Source organism: Gelidibacter salicanalis, assembly GCF_007997285.1.
GTDB lineage: Bacteria > Bacteroidota > Bacteroidia > Flavobacteriales > Flavobacteriaceae > Gelidibacter > Gelidibacter salicanalis.
Genome location: NZ_VORX01000001.1, coordinates 218,641 through 241,094, shown reverse-complemented (window position 1 = coordinate 241,094; position 22,454 = coordinate 218,641). Strand labels below are relative to the sequence as shown.

At 37.4% G+C, this 22,454-nt stretch carries 19 protein-coding genes and 1 other RNA gene; 7 read left to right on the top strand and 13 right to left on the bottom strand.

The features are described from left to right. Positions 1-48 precede the first annotated feature (48 nt). Positions 49-1,188 (top strand): glycosyltransferase, encoded by a 1,140-nt coding sequence (locus tag ES711_RS01015; protein ID WP_146888675.1) that lies wholly within the window; start codon positions 49-51, stop codon positions 1,186-1,188. Here the strand turns inward: ES711_RS01015 and ES711_RS01010 are convergent. The 6 genes from ES711_RS01010 to typA all read right to left on the bottom strand — a co-directional run bounded on the left by ES711_RS01010 (position 1,185) and on the right by typA (position 8,446). Further along, positions 1,185-1,760, bottom strand: a complete 576-nt coding sequence (locus ES711_RS01010; protein WP_146888673.1) for an acyltransferase — start codon at positions 1,758-1,760, stop codon at positions 1,185-1,187. The genes ES711_RS01015 and ES711_RS01010 overlap by 4 nt on opposite strands. Then, on the bottom strand, positions 1,757-3,055 hold the full coding sequence (locus tag ES711_RS01005) for an O-antigen translocase (RefSeq protein ID WP_146888670.1): 1,299 nt from the start codon (positions 3,053-3,055) through the stop codon (positions 1,757-1,759). Before ES711_RS01005 ends, ES711_RS01010 begins: the two co-directional genes overlap by 4 nt. A 25-nt stretch (positions 3,056-3,080) precedes the next feature. Further along, positions 3,081-4,385, bottom strand: coding sequence for an O-antigen translocase (locus ES711_RS01000; protein ID WP_146888667.1), 1,305 nt, complete (start codon positions 4,383-4,385; stop codon positions 3,081-3,083). Further along, positions 4,385-5,488 (bottom strand): DegT/DnrJ/EryC1/StrS family aminotransferase, encoded by a 1,104-nt coding sequence (locus tag ES711_RS00995; protein WP_146888664.1) that lies wholly within the window; start codon positions 5,486-5,488, stop codon positions 4,385-4,387. Before ES711_RS00995 ends, ES711_RS01000 begins: the two co-directional genes overlap by 1 nt. Continuing rightward, entirely contained in the window at positions 5,485-6,462 is a 978-nt protein-coding gene (locus ES711_RS00990) for a GNAT family N-acetyltransferase (protein ID WP_146888661.1), read from the bottom strand. The genes ES711_RS00995 and ES711_RS00990 overlap by 4 nt, the downstream gene beginning before the upstream one ends. A 184-nt stretch (positions 6,463-6,646) precedes the next feature. After that, entirely contained in the window at positions 6,647-8,446 is a 1,800-nt protein-coding gene (gene typA, locus ES711_RS00985; RefSeq protein WP_146888658.1) for a translational GTPase TypA, read from the bottom strand. A 434-nt stretch (positions 8,447-8,880) separates the two neighbouring features. Here typA and kdsA point away from each other — a divergent pair, with 434 nt between their 5' ends. The 5 genes from kdsA (at position 8,881) to ES711_RS00960 (ending at position 13,935) form a co-directional block, all read left to right on the top strand. Then, positions 8,881-9,699, top strand: coding sequence for a 3-deoxy-8-phosphooctulonate synthase (gene kdsA, locus ES711_RS00980; protein WP_146888655.1), 819 nt, complete (start codon positions 8,881-8,883; stop codon positions 9,697-9,699). 11 nt (positions 9,700-9,710) lie between these two features. Further along, positions 9,711-10,574 (top strand): hypothetical protein, encoded by an 864-nt coding sequence (locus ES711_RS00975; protein WP_246139097.1) that lies wholly within the window; start codon positions 9,711-9,713, stop codon positions 10,572-10,574. A 2-nt stretch (positions 10,575-10,576) separates the two neighbouring features. Then, positions 10,577-11,041 carry a GNAT family N-acetyltransferase gene (locus ES711_RS00970; protein WP_146888652.1) on the top strand — a complete coding sequence of 155 codons (465 nt, stop codon included), beginning with the start codon at positions 10,577-10,579 and terminating at the stop codon, positions 11,039-11,041. A 107-nt stretch (positions 11,042-11,148) separates the two neighbouring features. Beyond that, positions 11,149-11,784, top strand: coding sequence for a SanA/YdcF family protein (locus tag ES711_RS00965; RefSeq protein WP_211363038.1), 636 nt, complete (start codon positions 11,149-11,151; stop codon positions 11,782-11,784). 246 nt (positions 11,785-12,030) lie between these two features. Further along, positions 12,031-13,935: a TlpA family protein disulfide reductase gene (locus ES711_RS00960; protein ID WP_146888649.1), complete on the top strand. Its 1,905-nt coding sequence runs from the start codon at positions 12,031-12,033 to the stop codon at positions 13,933-13,935. 54 nt (positions 13,936-13,989) lie between these two features. Here ES711_RS00960 and ES711_RS00955 read toward each other — a convergent pair whose 3' ends face one another. Together ES711_RS00955 and ES711_RS00950 are read right to left on the bottom strand one after the other, a co-directional pair. After that, complete coding sequence (locus tag ES711_RS00955; protein ID WP_146888646.1) at positions 13,990-15,192, bottom strand: NAD(P)-dependent oxidoreductase; 1,203 nt, start codon at positions 15,190-15,192, stop codon at positions 13,990-13,992. A gap of 254 nt (positions 15,193-15,446) precedes the next feature. Continuing rightward, positions 15,447-16,343: a DMT family transporter gene (locus ES711_RS00950; RefSeq protein WP_146888643.1), complete on the bottom strand. Its 897-nt coding sequence runs from the start codon at positions 16,341-16,343 to the stop codon at positions 15,447-15,449. A gap of 311 nt (positions 16,344-16,654) precedes the next feature. On the opposite strand from ES711_RS00950, the gene ssrA reads away from it, so the two are divergent. After that, positions 16,655-17,050: a transfer-messenger RNA gene (gene ssrA, locus ES711_RS00945) on the top strand. A gap of 247 nt (positions 17,051-17,297) precedes the next feature. Here the strand turns inward: ssrA and ES711_RS00940 are convergent. The 5 genes from ES711_RS00940 to ES711_RS00920 form a co-directional block, all read right to left on the bottom strand. Continuing rightward, entirely contained in the window at positions 17,298-17,570 is a 273-nt protein-coding gene (locus ES711_RS00940) for a hypothetical protein (RefSeq protein WP_146888640.1), read from the bottom strand. Positions 17,571-17,585: 15 nt separating this feature from the next. Next, complete coding sequence (locus ES711_RS00935; protein WP_146888637.1) at positions 17,586-18,206, bottom strand: hypothetical protein; 621 nt, start codon at positions 18,204-18,206, stop codon at positions 17,586-17,588. A gap of 9 nt (positions 18,207-18,215) precedes the next feature. After that, on the bottom strand, positions 18,216-18,548 hold the full coding sequence (locus ES711_RS00930; RefSeq protein WP_146888634.1) for a DUF5681 domain-containing protein: 333 nt from the start codon (positions 18,546-18,548) through the stop codon (positions 18,216-18,218). A 468-nt stretch (positions 18,549-19,016) separates the two neighbouring features. Beyond that, positions 19,017-22,073: a DEAD/DEAH box helicase family protein gene (locus tag ES711_RS00925; RefSeq protein ID WP_146888631.1), complete on the bottom strand. Its 3,057-nt coding sequence runs from the start codon at positions 22,071-22,073 to the stop codon at positions 19,017-19,019. Then, positions 22,070-22,450 carry a hypothetical protein gene (locus ES711_RS00920; RefSeq protein WP_146888628.1) on the bottom strand — a complete coding sequence of 127 codons (381 nt, stop codon included), beginning with the start codon at positions 22,448-22,450 and terminating at the stop codon, positions 22,070-22,072. Before ES711_RS00920 ends, ES711_RS00925 begins: the two co-directional genes overlap by 4 nt. Positions 22,451-22,454: the final 4 nt, after the last annotated feature.

The following is a 22,454-nucleotide window of genomic DNA, read 5'->3' as shown; positions in this document are numbered from 1 at the left end:
CTTAATACCGTTGGTATGAATTATTTTTGAAACAAATGTAATTGTTTTATGCGGATTCTTTTGGTAGGCGAGTACAGCCGACTTCACAATTCATTAAAAGAAGGCTTGATCGCCCTTGGCCATGAAGTCATCTTGATGGGTACCCACGATGGCTTTAAAAATTATCCGGTAGATATTTACATCAACCACTCGTTTACGAACAAGCTAGGACACAAATTAAAAGTGGGCGTTTTTAAGTTGACTGGAATTGATTTGGGCAGCCTCGAAATTACCTATAAGGTCAAAAATAAAATAAAAAAATTACCTGCTTTTGATGTGGTACAACTGATCAATGAAGCATCGTTTAGCATTCAACCAAAGGCTGAACTCAACCTACTTAAATTTTTACAGACAAAGGGCAAAAAATTAGTAGTCCTTTCTTGTAGTTATGATTATTCAAGCGTAAAATTCATGCTGAATCACGGATTTAAATACAGTGCCATGACCCCGTATTTAAAAGACCAATCCTTACTAAAGCATTATAAATTTAAGCTGCAGTATCTGGAAAAAGATTTTGTAGTTCTCCACGATTATATCATAGCGCACACCAACGGCATCATCGCAACGGATTTGGATTACCATTTGCCTTTAGTGGGCAAATCCAATTACCTCGGACTCATTCCGAATCCTATCAATACGGATAAGATTGACTATATTCCGATGACAATAGATGGTAAAATTAAGATTTTTCATGGTATCAATTCTTATGCTGCACTTACAAAAGGCAACGTGTTTTTCAGCCAAGCTTTAAAAATAATCGCGGAAAAATATGGAGATCGCGTAGCAATCATAACGACCATAGACATGCCCTATGTGGATTATATACAACAGTATAACCAATGTCACATCGTATTAGACATGGTGTATGCCTATGACCAAGGGTATAATGCCTTAGAAGCCATGGCTAAAGGAAAGGTGGTTTTTACGGGGGCTGAACAGGAATGGTTGACTTATTATAAGATAGCGGAAAATACGGTCGCTATCAATGCGTTACCTAATGTTCATAACATAGTAGATAAACTAAGTGAACTGATTGAGCATCCCGAAAAAATAAGTGCAATGTCTGTCGCAGCGAGAGCTTTTGTTGAGCGAGAACATCATTATAAAATCATTGCGCAGTGGTATCTGGACATTTGGCACTCTAACTAATCAAGCGTTCTAATAATTTTCGCTGGGTTTCCGCCAATTACCACATTGGTTGGGAAACTTTGGGTGACTATTGCTCCCGTCGCGATCACACTATAGTCGCCGATGCTAACGCCCTTTAAAATGGTGACGTTATTCCCGATAAACACCGCATTCCCAATGCATACGCTTTGAGGATTTGGGTCTGTTAGGTGGCGTTTGGTGTTATCTAAATCATGAAAATTGCTGTCGTAAATACTGCAATTCAATCCGATAAGCACATCATTACCTATGCTGATAGAATGTTCCGCCACAATACTACATTGGTTATTAACACTAACATTGTTGCCTAAGGTGATCGTTGATCGTTCTGTTCGCGCCTCCAAGTAAGTGTAAGTATTATAAAATAATGGTGAATCAATCACTCCAAACTTCACCCTCTCGCCAAAAGCAATCCTGCCTTGACCTTTTAATATGACGGGTTGGATGGCCCTGTACACTCCTGTAACTCGTGTGTTGGTTGACGCCATCTTGTAAAACAATTTCTTGATAAATAAGATAGCCGAAACAACTTTCAGTTGATAAATCTTTCTCATAGTTTAAAATTTTCACGGCTAAACAACTCTTTTCTAAACACCGTAAGGATCACTAGAGCATGAAGGGCAAAGTTAACGAAATGTGCCATGACTGCCCCTTCAACACCAAACCAATCTATCAAATACATACTGGAAACAAACAAATTTAGCATTGAAAACAGCTCAATACCGATGTACTGATACACCATTTTTTTTGCAATAAGTTGATAGGCAATCACCGAAGAAATTACCTTAAGGAAATCACCTAAAAGTTGCCATTTAAAGAGGTGGGTAACGGGAAGAAATTCCTCTGTGAATATGAGCTGAACAATCAATGATCTGAAGATATAAATCCCAATCAAAGCCAAAGCGAACACTGGGAGCACAGTTTTATAAAAATGAAGGATTTCCTTTCTAAATTCAAACGCATTTGTAATTTCAGCAAATCGGGGTAAGATGTAGAGCGCCAACAGCGAACTCACAAACATCACATAATAATTGGAAATGCGACGGATGGCTTCCCAATATCCAGCATCTTGCAAACTGACCTGATCAATAAGATAGTTTCTGACGCATACAACAACAAGCGGCATTACTGCGGCTGAAAATAGTGCCATGAGCGAATATGCGCTTAAATTTTTAAGAAATCTGAAATTCAGATGCGATAGTGTAAGGCCTTTCAACAGTTCCTTAATTTGAAAAAAACTAAACAGAGTGACAAAAAATAGAAATCCAGGAAGGAGTACTGCCGCCATCAATGCCCCCTCCAACTGTGATGTCCAAATTAGAAATAAGGTCGTACTTACCCCGATGACTTGACTGAGAATGTTAATCTTTACCACCGTTTTGTACTTTGACAATCCGTTGATGATGGCTACCAACACTATATTTAATGAGCTAAAGGGCAACGCAAAGGCAAGCAATTCTATTATAAACCCAAAGGGCTGTGAAGCTCCAAAAATAAAAAGACTAAGCCCGTCGGCGTACACAAACAAAAGGGTTGAGATGATGAGCGTGGCTATAAGCACTGCAATTAAAATTGTAATGACCGCCTCAGTAAGTTTGGAATGGTCCTCTTTCAATTCCGCGACATATTTAACAATCCCATTAGAGAATCCTAAAGTAGAAAATGACTCGGTGGTAGTTAGAAAATTTCGAAGATTCCCAATCAGCGCCAAGCCTTCAGCACCAATAAAAACCGCAATGGCCTTAGAGGTCACAAATCCAGCCAACACTCTAAGCAATACGGCCACTGAATTAAAAGAGGCTATTTTTAAGAGCAGGTTGCTATGCAGGTGATGTAGTATTCGTTTCAAACAGGAAAAGGTCTTAAAACATCAATTAATCGTCATTGTTTAGTGGAAGTACGCCAAAAAGTGAACTCCCAAAAATCAACAAAATAATTCCATAATGCATCAAATAACTTACAAAATGTCCTATTACCGCACCTTCCACTCCAAAAATATCAATCAGATAAATGCTGGATAAATACATGACTACCACTAAGAAGATTTCGATAATAATAAAATGTGCAAACATTTTTTTCGCGATGAATTGGTACGCAATAACTATGGACAACACTTTTACAAAATCGCCTAAAAGCTGCCAGAAGAACAAGTCTTCAGTAGGTTGAAACGCCTCAGAAAAAATTAGCGACACTACAATGGAACGCAGGACATAGATGATGACCAGGCCAATACCAAAAATAGGAATTGTGGTTTTATAAAAGCTAAACACTTCCTTCCTGAACTCCTGTTTGCTTTCGATCTCACTGAATCTTGGTAAAAAATACAAAGCCATTAATGAATTGATAAACATTAAATAATAGTCTGAAATGCGTTGCATGGCTTCCCAATGCCCTGCTTCCTTGATCCCCACTTGATCAATGATATAATTTCGGATCAGTATGGACACCATTGGGATGGCAATGGCGGTGACCAGGCCCATAATGGCATAAGGACCAAATTTCTTTAACACACTAAATTTTATGTTGGTTAATTTTACGGATGAGGCCAAACTCCGCTGATTGACAAATCCGACAAACGTAATGAGCAGAATTAACGAAGGTGCGATTACTGCAGCAATTAAAGCACCATCAATATTATTCTGAAAGATTAAAATCAGTGTGATCAACAAGCCCAAAATTTGCCCAATAATATTGATGATCAACAGCATTTTATACTTGGCAAACCCGTTCATTATAGCAAAACTGAACATGTTTAAGGCATAGAAAGGCAGCGCTACCGCCATAATTTTTATGATATAGGCATAGTTGTATTGGGTTGAAAATAAAAACTCATTGATAACATCGGCATTGTAATAACTACAAAAGGCTACCGTTACTGTGGATGCGAAACCTAGGTAGTAGGCCGTTGATAAGGTTTGGCTCAATTTTAACCCGTCATTTTTATACTTAGCGATTGTTTTGACAAAGCCATTGTAAAACCCTAAAATTGAAAAGGTCTGAATGGCTCCTAAAAAATTTCGAAGATTTCCGATGAGCGCCATCCCTTCCACACCAATAAATACCGCAATAGCCTTGGAGGTCAGAATACCTGCAACTATCTTGGTAATAATGGTTATGGTATTAAGGTTACCCACCTTTAACAACACATGATCATTGATATAATTTGTAAATCTTTTCATCAATAGGCATTTAAAAGGTCCACGACTGTAGTCACCTCCTCAGCGGTCATAACTGGACTGATGGGGATACTCAACACAGAATTATGAATGTGCTCTGTTAAGGGTAAACTCTGCCGTTTAAGTCCGCTCAATGCAGCTTGCTGATGTGGCGCAACTGGATAATGAATGAGATACGCCACGGCATTGGTTTTTAAATACCTTTCCAAGGCTTTCCGATTTTCAACCCGAACTACAAATACGTGAAATACGTGGTCGTTTACTCCACTGTAAAACGGCAATGTGATTTTTTTATTCTTTATTTCTGAAAGATACCGATTAGCAATAGTTTGACGCCATGCATTGTCTCCATCCAAATAGGGCAACTTTACATTCAAAAATAGAGCTTGCAACTCGTCCAAACGGCTATTGACGCCAAGAATGTCATTGACATTTTTAGAAGAACTGCCATAGTTGCGCAACAATTTTAAAGTCGCCGCCAATTGAGGATCATTAGTGGTTACAGCACCGCCATCCCCCAAAGCCCCCAAATTTTTACTGGGATAAAAACTGAACCCTGCCGCATGGGACAGATTGCCAGCGCGTTTCATAGACGAGGTGTCCATAGCACCATGGGCTTGAGCGGCATCTTCTATCACCACTAGTCCGTGTTGCTCTGCAATGGTGTTAATTTCCCCCATATGGGCTAATTGACCGTACAAATGCACCACCAATAGCGCTTTAGTGTTAGTGGTGATATGCTTCTCAATCTCATCAGGAGATACCGTATAGGTATCCAAATCGGGCTCGACCAAAACAGGTATTAATCCGGCATTAAGGATGGACAGGATTGAGGCTATGTAGGTATTTGCAGGCACTAGCACTTCATCTCCAGGGTGTAACTTTCCTAAATGAAGGTAGGCTTTAAAAATCAAGGTGAGGGCATCCAACCCATTGCCCGTACCAATACAGTAGCTAGTCCCACAATACTTGGCAAAATCCGTTTCAAATTGTGTAACCTCCCGTCCTAAAATGTACTGCCCTGCCTCTAAGAAACGTTGAAAGCTTTCTTGAAACTCCGCTTCAAAGCGGCTGTTGATTTTATGTAGATCCAGAAACTTTATCATTGTAATACGGCCGCTAATTTCCTATAATTTTTAGTCTCAATTTTGTAAGTATCCTGAGTCAGCGTCCGCGCTCCAAATCCTTCCTTCCAAAATTGCAAGCCCTGGTTAATATTCAGGCCTTGGTGCCCATTGGAAGTTCCAAAATCGAAATAAGGGGTGTCCGGAAAAATCTGGTTGATCAGCACCTCATGGAGGAGATCTAAACTTCCCAAGGAATTCTTATCGGCATTACCGGAAATATACTGACAATGGGCCACTTGCGGGGTTTTAAAAATAGTAGCTCCGGCTACAATAGCGTCATTATGGTAAACATTGAACTGTTTGATGTGCTCCGGGAATTTTCCTTTTAAATACTGAATTTCAGCTAAGGAATGCACCGGATCCACCTGATGTTTTATTCTTAGATTCGGAATCAAAATGCTGTTCCAAAACAATTCAAAATTATCGTCATGTACAACGCGTAGGTCATGTTTTTTGCCAAGGATGATGCCTTCCAACCTACTTTTGCTTAGTTTGATTTTATGCTTATTGTCTATAACAGATAATGCATCCCGTCGCACAAGTTGGGCCTCTAAAATAAAATTGAAATAGTGCACTTCCTCAGAAGGCACGCGGTGGTAAATTGAAGGAATTTCTTTAAGCCATAGGTAGTTGAGTTGTTGCTGGTGCAAAAACTTTAGCAATGTTTTTAATCCTTCTAAAACCGTCTTAAATTTAATTTCTGGAGAGAGAAGTAGCCCACCGTAAGTTAAACCTTGGTGTGAGTGCACCGCATCACCAACCCTGTTGGCTGGCAATATCGCAATGAGTTGTTCTTTCTTATAAAGCAGTAGAGAAATATCATCAAAACGATGTTGGTGGTAGTCCATAAAATCGCGCTGGAATAAAAATGTGCCATTCTTACTTTTCTTCACGAAATCGTCCCAAGCCAACTTCAACTCTGGCTGATATTTTTTAAGAGAATACGTTTTCAAAGTTGACCAAATTAGAAGCGATGGGAAATTTAAAGAACATCCAAATTACAATATTTTACGGAGAGCTTCTGATTTTTACGTAATTATTATAAGGGTATGCGGAGATTATGATTGTGCACTTACCGTGGTAAAAAAAAAAGGAACTCCAAATGGAATTCCTTTTATATAGTGCGCTAAAAAAATTCTAGCTATTTTTGTTTCTTTTACGTTCTACTTCCGTTAGGTAGATTTTACGTAAACGAATATGGTTTGGTGTAACCTCAACATACTCATCTTTCTGGATGTACTCCAACGCTTCTTCCAATGAAAACTTAATTGCTGGTACAATTCGCGCTTTATCATCAGCACCTGAAGAACGGACGTTACTCAATTTCTTAGTTTTTGTAACGTTTACCGCCATATCATCGCTACGGGAGTTTTCTCCAATAACCTGACCTTCGTAAATATCTTCACCCGGATCGATAAAAAACTTCCCACGATCTTGTAATTTATCTATAGAATACGGAATTGCTTGCCCTTTCTCCATAGACACTAAAGATCCATTTTGACGTTCTGGGATACCACCTTTAAGCGGTTGGTATTCAGTAAAACGATGAGACATAATAGCTTCACCAGCAGTAGCGGTCAACAATTGGTTACGTAAACCGATGATACCACGAGATGGAATCAGGAATTTACATACCATACGTTCACCTTTAGCTTCCATGCTTAACATTTCACCTTTGCGCATCGTTACCATTTCAATAGCCTTACCTGAAACAGATTCTGGTAAATCAATGGTCATTTCTTCAATTGGCTCACATTTAACACCATCAATTTCTTTAATGATTACTTGTGGTTGTCCAATTTGAAGTTCGTAACCTTCACGACGCATTGTTTCTATCAATACAGATAAATGCAATACTCCACGACCAAATACCATGAATTTATCAGCACTATCCGTTGGATTAACCCGTAATGCTAAGTTTTTCTCAAGTTCTTTAGTCAAGCGGTCTTTGATATGACGAGAGGTTACAAATTTTCCATCTTTACCAAAAAACGGAGAATCGTTAATGGTAAATAACATACTCATTGTAGGCTCATCAATTGCGATTGTTTGTAAACCTTCTGGGTTTTCAAAATCGGCAACAGTATCACCAATTTCAAATCCTTCCAATCCCACCAAAGCACAAATATCTCCAGCTTGAACTTCTTCAACCTTTCTACGACCCACACCTTCAAAAACGTGAAGTTCTTTAATTTTAGATTTCACGACTTTACCATCGCGTTTCACTAAAGAAATGTTCATTCCTGTTTTTAGAATGCCACGTTGTAAACGTCCAATGGCGATTCTACCCGTAAATGAAGAGAAATCTAAAGATGTAATCAACATTTGAGTCGTTCCTTCTACTACTTTATGAGAAGGGATATGCTCAATCACCATATCTAACAATGGCTCAAGAGAATCGGTTGGTTTTTTCCAATCGGTACTCATCCAATTGTTCTTTGCAGAACCGTATACCGTTGGGAAATCTAACTGCCACTCTTCCGCACCCAATTCGAACATTAAATCAAAAACAGATTCATGAACTTCTTCTGGAGTACAGTTTTCTTTATCAACTTTATTGATAACCACGCAAGGTTTCAAACCTAAATCAAGGGCTTTTTGAAGCACAAAACGCGTTTGTGGCATTGGTCCTTCAAAAGCATCAACCAATAGCAAAACGCCATCAGCCATATTCAATACACGTTCAACTTCACCGCCAAAATCCGCGTGACCAGGAGTATCAATAACGTTAATTTTTGTATCCTTATAAATTACGGAAACGTTTTTAGAAGTAATGGTAATACCTCTTTCACGCTCCAAATCGTTATTATCAAGAATTAAATCACCTGTGTTTTCGTTCTCACGAAACGTTTTACAGTGGTACATAATTTTGTCAACCAACGTAGTTTTTCCGTGGTCAACGTGTGCAATAATTGCAATATTTTTTATCTTTGCCATATATATGGTGCCATTTTTCAGCGTGCAAATGTACGTTATTTTTTTTTTACATGCCCTTACCCTAAGCTCCGAATTTTGATTTTTTTTCTAATCCTATAAAAATTTTCCTACTCAGCAAGCCCTTCACAATTTATTGAAGCACATAATTTTAGGGTTTTATTGCGCGGTTCAACGCCAATTTTTAGGTGATAGCATTCGTCGTCATAGTCTATAAAAAACCTCTCCGGATAAAAGGAATGCTCTAAAATAAGCTGATTAAAGGAAAATCTATACAATTAAGTTAATTCCTAAGTGATGTATTCAACCATAAAAGTGTAGATATCCCATCAAATATAATATAGCAAGACCTTAACCCAACTATAGAAAAACACAATAGTCTGGATAGCGCTTCAAACATTATTTCCGTAACTTTGCATTCTCATAATACATAGCACATGACTCTTAACGACGTTCCTAAATTAAAACATACAACAGCTGATAATTTCTTTTTACTCTGTGGCCCTTGCGCTATTGAAGGGGAAGATATGGCATTGCGAATTGCTGAAAAAGTAGTGCGAATTACTAATGATTTGCAAATTCCTTATATTTTTAAAGGCAGTTTTAAAAAAGCGAATCGCAGCAGGATTGACAGTTTTACTGGGATAGGAGATGAAAAGGCACTTAGAATTTTACGTAAAGTTTCTGAAACTTTTGATGTTCCTACCGTAACCGATATTCATGAAATCTCTGATGCGGCCATGGCTGCGGAATATGTAGATGTACTACAAATTCCGGCTTTTTTAGTAAGACAAACGGATTTGGTAATTGCGGCAGCAGAAACCGGAAAAGTTGTCAACCTTAAAAAAGGCCAGTTTATGAGTCCAGAAGCCATGAAGCACGCCGTGCAAAAAGTAAAAGATGCAGGCAATGAAAAAGCTTGGATTACAGACAGAGGCACCATGTTTGGCTACCAAGATATGATTGTCGATTTTAGAGGCATTCCTACCATGCGTCAGTACGCCCCAACGGTGTTAGACGTGACCCATTCCCTACAACAACCTAATCAGAGCATTGGTGTTACTGGCGGCCGTCCTGATATGATTGAAACCATAGCCAGAGCGGGCATTGTTAATAACGTTGACGGACTTTTTATAGAAACCCACTTTGATCCGGCAAATGCCAAAAGTGATGGCGCCAACATGCTCCACTTAGATAATTTAGAACACCTGCTCAGAAACCTTGTGGCTATTAGAAAAGTAGTCAACACGTTGTAAAACACCAATACATGTTTCATAAAATGATAACACCTATAGTTGGTGCACTCCTTTTTTTGCTCACTTTTAACGCCTACTCCCAAGACCACATTCAAACAGACCGCTATACAGCATCTAATAAAGGTAAGTTTTTTATGAGTTGGGGTGGCAACAGGGCCAAATATTCAAATTCTGATATTACTTTTGAAGGCAACGACTATAAATTCACCATTAATAACGCCACAGCGCACGATAAACCGAAAGGTTGGCATATAGATTATATCAATCCTAAGCGTTTGACCAATCCGCAGACAAATTTTAAATTGGGGTATTTTATTTCTGACCATTACACCGTATCTTTAGGTTTAGATCATATGAAATATGTGATGTCCTCTAACCGACACAGAGTCTTGGACGGCTATATTGATTTGCCATCAGAACATGTGGGGTCCATTTACAACGGCGTTTATGATCAGGAAAATTTTAAAGTATCTGAAGCTTTTTTGCAGTTTGAGCATACTGATGGATTGAATTATATTTATGCTGGTATTGCGAGATTTGACGATATCTCTTCGCTATTCAGCCTAAATAATACAGATAAGATTCAACTCAATATGACCGAAGGATTTAGCGCTGGTGTGTTATACCCAAAAACCAACGCGACACTTTTTAATGACCAACGTTACGACGCTTTTCACGTCTCGGGCTTTGGGGTTTCTGCAAGTGCAGGATTAAACTTGACCTTCTTTAAACACCTTTTTATTCAAGGCGATCTTAAAGGAGGCTTTATTAATATGGGTGATATTAGAACTACACCAAACACTAGCGATAGTGCATCACAACATTTTTTCTTCGCCGAAAGCATTTTTAGCATTGGTGGCATATTTAGAGTATAACTATGATACAAATTAGACAAGCAACACTAGAAGATTTAGCAGAAATTACCTCACTTTTTAGAGACACGGTACGCCATATCAACACTAAATTTTACACTGAGAAACAGATTGAGGTTTGGGCTTCGGGTGCTGATGACTTAGATGTTTGGAAAGAACGCATTGAACAGCTGTACTTTATTGTGGCCGAGGTCAAAAATCAAATTGTAGGATTTTCGTATTTAAACAACGGCTACGAATTGGAAGGTCTTTATGTTAGCAAAACCTATCTGAGACGCACCGTGGGTTCCAAATTGCTGCGTATTATGGAATCTCGAGTGTCGATTAATGGTTTTGATGTGATCAAAGCACACATCAGCATCAATGCCCTCGATTTTTTTGACTCCCATTACTACGAAGTCGATAAAAAGCAGAAAAAGAACATTAAAGGACTGGCATTTCAAAACTATGTCGTATCTCGCGAATTGTAATCTAAAACCGTTAGTTTGTTGGAGCGTATTTTAAGCTATTGAAAATACGACTTACTCACATCCCCTGAGATAAACTTACTTATAACACTTTACCTGTAATAAATGCGATGGTTAAGAAACTGATTAAAGCCCTGCTCCTACTGTTAACACTGCTCATTATTGGAGTTGTGGCTACCAACTATTGGATGGTCTCTAAAGCGCAGGATCAGATGTATAACGATACCTCCTCCATTCCTAAAAACAAGGTAGGCTTGCTACTGGGCACCAGCAAATATGTGAGCTCGGGAACCATTAATCACTATTACGCCTACCGTATTGATGCGGCCGTAGCGCTTTTTAAAGCGGGAAAAATAGATTACATTTTGGTTAGTGGTGATAATGGCAGCAGCAATTACAACGAGCCTTCAACCTTTAAAGACGACCTCGTGGCCAGAGGTATTCCTGGAAACCGAATTTTCTTAGACTTTGCTGGCTTTAGGACTTTAGATTCTGTGGTCCGGGCAAAAGAAGTCTTTGGCCTCTCTACATTCACCATTATTTCGCAACAATTCCATAACGAGCGTGCCATTTATTTGGCCAAACATTTTAACATTAATGCGATTGCATTTAATGCCAAGGATGTGAGCAACCGCTACGGCTTTAAGACACGATTTAGGGAATATTTAGCCCGAAGTAAAGCTGCCGCGGATGTGGTATTTAATGTGCAACCTAAATATTTGGGTGAAAAAATACACATCGAATAGCAGGCTTTCTTTTGATAACGAAGCGGGAGAGCAACAAGCTAATTGTTACGCTCATCTTATAGAAGTGACCCTATTTTAAATCTATATTCAGGTCTCAAGGTATTCATCTTATTGAGTCATAGGCTACAGTGCGTATCTAACAAAAAACCACTATTTTTTTGTAGACCTTAAGAATACATCAATCATCACTACACATATTGCGCGTAATTTCTTTATTTTAGGTCTTTATTAATTTAATAAGACCACATGAAAAAAATTTATACCTATCCATTTTTGATGTTTATGGTGCTATGTTCCTGTAAACAGGAAGCTAAAAAAGAAGCCGCGCTTCTCACCATGGGCCCACTCACCATTTCTAAAGCACAACCCGTGCCCGGAGATGAGATTGACCTCACGTATAGGACTGATCAAGAGCTTGAAGGCTTCTACAGTTATATGGTAGGAGACACCTATTATCCTGTAGACATTGACTTTTCAGAAGCAAATGGGGAGCAGAAAAGTTCAATAAAGATTCCGGATTCGGCCGTTGCGCTCTCATTTATAATACAAGTTGATGGCTCGTATGACCACAATGAGGCGAAAGGCTATTTTCTACCACTCTACACGAAAGATGGGTCAGTCTTACCAGGTAGCAAGGCTGCCACCGCCAAATATGCACTTCAAAATGGCAGCAATTATGGCATTAAAACGGACGCCAAGGTCGCTTTTGAGAATATAAAATCAGATATCACGGCCCATCCAGAACTTCAAAGTGATTGGAATACGGCTTATTTTGAAATGGCCTATAAAAATGATAAAGCCGAAGGTGAAAAGTTAATTGATGCCTACACGACTTCCATTCTTAAAAAATCAGATCTCACTGAAAAAGAATACACCTCAGTCGTAAATTCCTATTCGTTAATGGGAGAAGAATCTAAAATTGATTCCTTAAAAACAGTGATTATTAAAAAATATCCAAATGGCTCTACTGCCAGATTTGACATTTTTGACCAATTTCAGAAAGAAACTGATTTAGCAAAAAAAACAGAACTCTTTAAAAAATATGAAACGGTACTATCCAAGTTAGACAATATAGGGAACTATATGGCGGAAATTTTAGCGAATGAGTATTTTAAAAATAAGGATATGGAACACTTTGAAACTTACCTATCCAAAATTCAGGACGATAGTCGCAAAGCGGCAACCTACAATAGTTTGGCTTGGCCAATGGCTGAAAAAGGCGAAACACTCACACAAGCGGAAACCATGTCTAAGAAATCATTAGATCTGATTGCCGGCCTACAAAAAGATCCAAAAGACAAACCCAACTATCTGACTAAAAAGCAACATATTCAAGGGCTAGACAACCAGTACCGCATGTATGCTGACACGTATGCATTAATACTATTTAAACAGGGCAAGGTCGCTGATGCCATTGCCTATCAAGAAAAAGCACAGCATCCAAAATTACAGGATGTTGATGGGAATGCACGTTATGTAGAATTTTTAATGGCCGACCAACAATACGAGAAGGTGGTGACTAAAGCGGAAACCTACTTAAAGTTAGGACACGGCAACGCTAAAATTAAAGAAGCTTACAAAACGGCCTATCTGAAAATCAACCCTGAGGCTAAAGATGTGAATGAGCAGCTTAACGCTTTTGAAAAAGAAGCTTACAATACACAATTTGCCGCCATTAAAAAATCCATGCTCGATGAAGAAGCCCCAGCATTCAGCTTAAAAGATATGCAAGGCAAGACGGTGTCTTTGGCAGAACAAAAAGGGAAAACTGTTATTTTAGACTTCTGGGCGACCTGGTGCGGCCCGTGTAAGGCGTCCTTTCCAGGAATGCAGGAAGTGGTGACTAAATATAAAGACGATGATAACGTGATCCTTTTATTTGTAGATACCTTTGAAAAAGGTGTAAACCGAGAAAAAATGGTGGAAGACTTTATTAAAAGCAACAATTATGATTTTCACGTGATCTATGATCCTGCCATTGAAAACAGTAGAGATTTTGAAGTGGCGAGCAAATATGATATTTCAGGAATACCAACCAAAGTGATTATTGGTCCTGATGGACGCATGAAATTTAAATCGGTAGGCTATAGCGGTTCCAACGAAAAGCTAGTCAATGAAATGGATATTATGATTGCCATTTTAAAATCATAATACGCCGAATGATTCATAAAAAAGCCTGAACATTGAATTCGGGCTTTTTGTGTTTTATTGACCTTTTACATACTCCTCCAAATAACTGAACCTTTCAGTAAGGCGCCGTTTAGAGGTGACCTTAGCACGTTTAAGAATGCCCCGTTCATCATCATTAAAAAACGCTGGAAGTACATTTTCGAGAAACATATCTCCAAACCCTTCACTGGCATCTTTAGGGAGTTCACAAGGTAAATTATCTACCGCCATCACACTAATGGAATTTTCGGCTCCAAAAGCCACTTCTTTTTCCTGTTGCGCGTCATAACCATAAAAAGGTTCTGCAATGGTCGACGGCCGGATGGTTGACGCCACGGGCCCGTCAATATCGCAACTGATGTCGGCGATGAAATTAATTCTGAATTCGGCCGATTTTGCATCCTCACGTGTAAACAAATAAGGTGCGTTATTTCCGTAAAAATGGCCCGCTATAAACAAGTCCGACGTTTTGGCATAAGCCATAAAATTACTTTCATACCCGGTTGGGTCCTTGTAAAACTGCTGCTTATTCCCCACCTTTCCGTCTTTACGCTTGTTGTACTCCATGACATCTACCATGCAATACACGGGTTCTGAAAACTCGGAAGTAAGATAAAGTGCATCACTCACCTCTTTAATTTGAAGATGGTCTAAAATTTCCTTGGCACCATACGCCACTTTTCCGGTTCCGGAAAGAAGAATCTTAATATTGGGAATTGTAATTTTATCCAGTTCCTCTTTGACCGCCTGCAAATCCGAAAGTGTTTCTACTTTGGGCAATTCAAAAAGATTATCCCGTAAACCCAGACCCCTAAAACCATTATAGGCCCCCACCAAGCCTGCATAACGCCCAAAGCCAATGAGTCGGGCTCCGCTCTTTTTTACTATGGTTTCGTGGTCATAAAGTTCAATATTATGTTCAAGAACAGCTTGAAGCAATCCTCTGTTGTAGGGTTGCTTTTTTATGGTATGCGAAAAGAAAAAGTATTTTTTATTGGGAATCAGCCCCGCAATGGGAACTTCCTTTACTCCAAGCATCACATCAGCAGCAGACACATCTTCTGTGACTTCAAATCCAAGGGCGCGATAGGCAGCGTCAGGGAATATCCTCAATTCACTAGCTTCCACAATAAACTCCGCTTCGGGAAATTGCATTCTAGCTTCCGCTAATTTTTCTGGGGAAAATACGACACGTCTGTCGGGTGGATTCTTACGTTCTTTGATGATGGCAAATTTCATTGACAATGCAGGTTATAAATAGGTTGTAAGTGCTAGATGTTCCTTTTTAGAATGGAATCAAACGCATCCATAGAATTTCTAAAAAAAACAAGCGCCACGAAAATAAGTGGATTTGCAAGCTTTAGCAAAATTTTACTTACTAAAATATTTATAAGATGTCCTAAGAGACTGTTTTACTCTACCCAATAATCATCCGCAGTACAAAAATTTTCAACTATTAACACTGTATTTCCTTGGGAATAGCTGACGGCACCTTAAACTTCCTCAATATTTTTCGGGGATTTTGGGGTGGATTTTAAGAATGCTTTTTCATAAAATGTGAGGCGAATGCCTAACAGTAAAACAAAGCCACCAATAACCATTTGTAGCGAAATTTGCTCATCGAGCAACCACCAAGCCAAAATAGAGGCCAATACCGCTTGCCCCAATAAACTCACTGACACCCGTGTGGCACGCATGTGTTTGGTTGCAAAACTGATGAGCAACCAAGCCAAGAGTTGGCAGACGATGCCCTGAATGGCCAGCACCAACCATCCATTGGTCGAAAATCCGCCAAAAGGTTCTCCTAAGAGATAACTTAAAATTCCAAGCGCCACTACTGAGGAGACTAAACTAATGGTCATAAAAGTCAGGACCTGCAATTCTCCCAAAATCCGTTTGCTGGTCAGCATATAAATAGCGTATAACATCCCGGATAAAATGCCAAAGATGAAAGCCAAGTTAAAGTCGAAATTCAAAAAAAGATCAAAGCCCACTAAGAGCACCATCCCGATAATGGCTACAACGGTGCCAATCCAGAAATTCTGCTTGGGTTTATCCTTGAGAAATAAAAACGCACCGATCCCCACCCAAACTGGCGACAGATTGGTCAGTAAAGTGGCTTGTGTGGCGGTAGACTGTTGAATGGCGATATTCCAAACTCCTACGTCTAGGCCAAAAACGACCCCACAAATAACCGCCAACCAAAATGCTTTAGTTGAGGTGACTTTAAATTGTTTTGTAATGATGACATAAGGCACCAATATCACCGAAGCAATGGCCATCCTATAAAAGGCAGAAATCAACCCTGGAGTCAAATTCAACTTTACCAAAATTGGAAAAATAGAAATACAGATGATCCCAACAGCAAGGGCAATTCGAGGTTTAGTCATGAAGATTGTAAATTGATAATTGAAGACGGCAAAATTAGTTGATCTGGCCTAGATTACCTTGTATTAAATTAGCTATTTATAATACTATACTATCCCAAAAAAGTTTTAACTTAGAAATAATTGAGGAAAATTTTATTACCTTCGAAACTAGTCTTTCCGTGGGTAGCAACTTCCTATAATGGCATACTTTTTGAAATAAAATGGGCAGGTTACAAGATTAAAAGAAACTTTTTGATAACTTTGCAACCGCCTTTGTGTTTTGGGCTTTTTATTATGCCTAACACAAAAGAAATAGTACACTTTTAATAAATGGGGTCGACTGGTTTTGACAGCGAGATTTATTGAACGGTAAGCACGTCGTGTAATGAAATTGAAACACGTAAAAGACTATTTCAAACTTTTAAACGGCGAGAATAACTACGCTTTAGCTGCATAATCCGAATTACAGTAGGATGTGCTAATCTCTACTAGGTAGGGAAGCTAAATGTCTCTTGAAAGCCCTGGTCAGCGGCGGTCAGCTCAGAGACATCGTAAATGTTGACATAGAGAGTGAAGCGCTTTGATTTGCTCTTGAAACTAAAGAAGATAAGTTGTAAGTGGGTTGTCTTTAACCAGCTTGCAATCGAAAACCCAAGAAAAGAATAAGCGTGTAGAAGGCCCTTTAGTAACTTGTTTGGACGAGAGTTCGATTCTCTCCGACTCCACTAAGGCAAACCGTAAACACTTATAAATTAGATGTTTACGGTTTTTTTATGTACAAATTTGTACGGTTTATGTACGGTAAATTATTTTTAACCTCTTTTTTGCATTATTTCCACTTTATAAAAGTTGATCACAAAATCATTTTTTTTTATCTATTGCAAACAAAAAACCCGCCTACATCAATGTCAAGAATGTAAACGGGTTCGCCCAAAAAAAACTACTTATTTTATAGATAAATTAAAGTTTTAAAAACTAAATTATCTTTTTAGGTTCATCAACTATTGTTCTAGTTATAGATGTTATAATGTTTTCGCCAGTTGCGTTTAAATCCATAGTCTTTAAAGTTGGAAGTACAAATTTAGCCATTTGAATAATTATCGTTAAACGTTCGATTGGTTGTAAACTGTCAAGATCGTCCTGTAACGTAGAAAGGTTACATTCTACTAATTCCCTAAACCGTTCCCGAATTTCTGCGGTCGCTTTATTTTTACTGTTTTTAGGTCTGCCTTTAGGTGTTATTTCCATTATATTACTATTTGTTTATGCAGTTTTCTTAAGTTTATCGGCTTTTATCTTGATTGCTTCGGCTCGTTGTCCTGCCTGCTGTAATCTACCAACTTGTATAGTATAACTGTCATCTTCATTTAAATAAAGAAATTGCATAACTTTATTAATTCCGCCTTTAATCTCTTTTGAAATGTATCCTTTTTTTATTCCATTTTGTAAAAGTTCGGCTAATTGAATAGAATATTCATACGCTTCAATCTCATTTTCATTTTTTGTATAGGTTGTGAATCGTTCTATATTGGCATCATACCATAAAGGAGAAATTTCAACTTTACCGTTTTTTATTAGATAATCTTCATTAATAAATTTAAGGATTAAAGAAGCATCCTTTAAACCGTTTATTTCTTTTCCCAATAGTTGAAAGTTAACGTCATCCTTTGCGCTTGGGTGTGGAAATTGAGGTCTTAATTTATCAACTATACTATTATAGTCTTTCAATTCTCTTATTTCTTGATCGCTTAATTCATTATCAAAGAATCTTAAAACTGTTGGAAGCCCCGAATTAATCTTTTTTAGTTCTTGTTCTTTGCTGCGAACGGCTGAATTTGCACTATGTTCATCAATCCAAAGTTTATACTTTTTTATTGTCTTCATTATTGTATTTTAATTAGGGTTAATTTTTTCTGTTAATTCTAAAAACTTATGCAGTTCGTCATCTGATAATTGACTGAAATCATATTTCACGTTCTGTGTATGGGTAGCATTTAAATCCATTTGCAACTGTTTAGGTACTAAATAAGGTAACATTTTAATCATGGCGTTGATCTTATCCTTTGGCTCTAACTGATCGTAAACCTCATCCAGTTCATCAATCTTGCTTTCAAGAAAAGACTGCATCAAATCTTTAATTTCTTGCGTGGTCTTGTTGGATTTTCCCTTTGGTCTGCCTTTAGGGTTACCCGATTGACCTTTTTTAAATTGTGTTTCTGTTTTCATTCGTTCCTGTTTTTATCCTGTTGTTTGCAGGTTTCAATCATGTTTAAACAATTCTACTTTTTGCCCAATCATTAACGCTGAATTTGTTAAGGCTGGAAATATCTGTTTTGACATTACTTTGAACAAATCAATTCTTTGGGCTATGTCAGCATCGAGTAATAACTCGTTAAATGAATGTTCGATATTTTCGTATTTATCCATACTTAAAGATAATGATAACCAATGTTTTAACCCCTGTTTTTGATCGCGTATTACAAAAACTTATCAACAATTTTAAAACGATAGATTTTAACTATAGTAAGATGAAAAACACAAGCCAAAAACTTAAAAATAATGGTGCTAAACTCTTTTACTCTTACTAAGGGATTATAAAGAGTACTTTAGCACCTTGTAACCCTTATAAACATTAGTATTTTAGGCATTTCTATACAAAGTTAAAACACGTGCAAAAAGTTTGTAAAAAGTGCGTTAAAAGTTGTATTCAAAACTGAATGTTTTATCTTTTTTATTTTCGATTATTTTCAAGGAATCGTCAATATTATCTTCTAACAAATCCAGCAAATAAAAGTTCTTATAACCTCTCACACTTGAAACTCTTTGTTTCTGCCAAATCTTTAATAAATCTCGCATCTGAAAATGTTTTAATTTGATAGCTTCATTTACAAAGTTCAAGACCTTTTGCCTGTTCTTATAATCGTACTTTGTTTTCGGGCTTACCATAAGGCTTTGATTTTCTAATCTCTGGATCCAACGATTATAAGTTTGCTTATTTCTTAGTTTTTCATCTTCAAATAAAATTTCGTCTGCAGGTTGTTCCGTTAATAAATTCAGCTTTTCAGTTTCCAAAATTAACCGTTCAAAATCCGATAGGTAGAAACACACATCTTTAGTTAATGGGTTTTCGTCATCAACGATAAAGAAAGAATCGGTTTGAATGCTTCTTTTTAACTTTGGCTTACTAGTATGTTTTTTAACTATCTTTTTAATCGCTTCCTTTTCATCTTCAATAATCCATCTTTTATAAATTATTCCGTGTTTTTTATTGTTGCTTACTTTTGTTCGGTCTGTTGAAATACTACTTTCAAATTCTATGTTATCAACTTCAATATCTAAATTATAGTTTAGTCTTAAATACTCATTGTTTTCACTTACTGTAAGCCGTTCAAAAAATTGTTCCGTAACTGAAAAGCCTAAATAATATTTATTGACTGTATGGTCTTTGTAATAAAAATCACTATCATTTGCGAGGTCATTAAATGAATTAAAATCGTCCATTCCGTTAACCTCATCAATCAAGTTTTTTAATCGCTTGTTATAATTCCATTGCCAATTCCATTTATTGACTGTCTGGTCTTTCTTAAACTTTCTGTAATGGTAGTTAATCCTGTTTTCGTCATCATTCCTAAAACGTGCGTAAAATTGCTTTAAACTTTCTGTACGTGGTGTGAATTGGTCATCTATAAAAACTACATCACTAAAATCGTTTTGATAGATATTTAAACCCTCATCTATTATCGCAGTCGTTAAAATGACCTTTGCATCTGCGGGAAATTGTTGATCGTTAACCATTCCTTTAAACCTGCGTGAATCTTTTATGTGCTTTTCTGAATAGATTAAAAAAATATCACTTTCATTTAATCCGTTTGCTATTAATTCGGCTTTTATGTCTTCCAAAGTACTTTTTGAGTTCAAGCGATAAACAGTCTTTTGCTTTACGGTCTTTTCATGTTCTAAAATAATCCTAAAAGCGGGTAAATTACTGGACCTCTGAATTACTTTAGTGCGCTTTTGAGCGTGTTTTTCTACTGATAAGAGTCTGTAACCGATGTTTTTAAAAACCTCGTTAGGTGTTGCCGTTAAGCCTATGACTTTTTTGTCTTTGATTAAAAAGGTTAATTCTGCCAAAAGTTCACGTTTGTAACTGTTTGCAGTTAAAAAGTTGTGCATTTCATCAATAACAATGTAGTCAAATGTATTGCCATTACTTAGGTGCTTTATTGCCTGTTCCTGTGTAGCTATTACAATATTTGCCGTTAAGGCTTCCATGTGTTCTAATGGTCGGCTTTGTCCTGTAAGCCCTGTTATATTATGTTCTTTTTTAGTTTGGTCAACTATTACGGTCAAAGGTGCTATTATCAAACATCTGTGGTCTGGTCGCTGTTTGGTAAATTCCGTTATAACAGAAAATGTTTTGCCTGTTCCTGTTTCTGCTCTAACAATTACTTTTTTGTGTTGGTCTGTGTATTTCAGAATCTCGCTAAACGCTTCACTTACATACTTTTCAATCTTTATAGTTTTATCATAAGAAATTAATAAGCTTTTAATTTTCAGATACTCAAAAAACAAGGGGCGTTCCGCTTCACTTTTGCAGTTCTTATTAATGAAATCTAACTTTTCACAGTATGGCAAATTCTGTAAGTTGTCACAGATTGAAAAAATATCTTTATCGCTTCGCTTTGTTCTTTTGCTTAGTGCCATTTCAGCAGTTTTAACGGCTTCTTTAGTTGGCTCAATAACTTTGTAGCCTTGCGCTGTTAAAGTCTTTTCAAACACTTGTTTATTGTCATTATGAAGATAGTAACAAGCTAAACGGAACGGACTAAAACCACCCTTGCCCGAAAAACTACCACTAAAGTTTAAGAAGATATTTTTAACCTCATCAACAAAACCCGAATTTCCGCTTGTGGTGCGTGGGTGCTTCCATCTGTTGCCGTTTACATTCTCAAAATGACAATCCCGCAAAACATCTTGTATTTTGTTTCTTTGGTTGTATTGGTGTTCTATACTTCCATCAATAGGGCTAAAATCTGCATTTCTGTACGCTTTAACGCCATTATGATAAATGCGAGGTGTTTCTGTTATGCTGTATTCAAATAATGCGGGTAAAGGGTTAAAACTGCGTTGTTCTTTTTGTTCGGCTAAAAACCTTATTTGCCTAAACTTACTTTGTGCTTCATCAAAAGAAACAATTATATTTTGCGTTTTTAATTCGTTAGCTAAAGCATCCGTTATGGCTTTTCCAATGTTTAAATGTAGCTTTGAATTACTGTGATCAACGTCTTTTAATTGCGGAACGTATAACAAACCCGCAATACCTAAACCCGAATTTGACCGCCATATTAAAAGAGAATATTTTTTTATAATCTCAAAAGCTTGTGCATTTTTTAAACCACATTTTAAGTGTGCGTTTTCGTTGTCTTTTACATCAATATCAAAAAACAAAAAACCCGCAGGAATAACACAATTTACGCCACTTGTACCACCGTTATAAATTCCTTTCAGAAATGCGGGTGCGTTGTCTTTTTTACCGTTAGACTTATAACCGTTAAGCCTATCCAATTTTTGATTTAAGGAATGTATTTGTAGAATGCCAAAATGACCGTTTGGTCGTTTGTCCGTATAGTATGGCTCCACCTCTGAAAAGTAAGGCTTATCAAAATCTATATTAAATTTTGAAAAACTATGTTTAACATCTACACTTAAATCAATGATCTGGACGGCTTTTGTAGTGCCGTCCGTTGTCATCTCTTAAAATTACAAAGTATCTCGTTAAACTTGCTTTTGTCGGTCGTTAGGTAGTGAGCGGGTTCGCCTGTAAATTTACATTTATGACGTTTTAAAGTCTGGACTAACTGACCACTTTTTTCAAAATCTCGTTTGTTTCTGCATTGTCTTTCAACCTCTAAATCAAAAGCGGTGCAAATAGCCTTTTTTGTTGCCGTTACGTGTTGTAATGCTAAAAAGAAAATGCGGTCTTGTGAGTGGGTTCTTTTTAACTCTGAATAGGAAACATTAAGCTTTGTTAGTACTGTTTTTCTAACAAAGTCAATGTAAATTTTCTTATCTTGTGCCTTTGTACTATTATTCAAAAAGCTTTTAGCGTTATGTTTTCTCCTTGACATAACG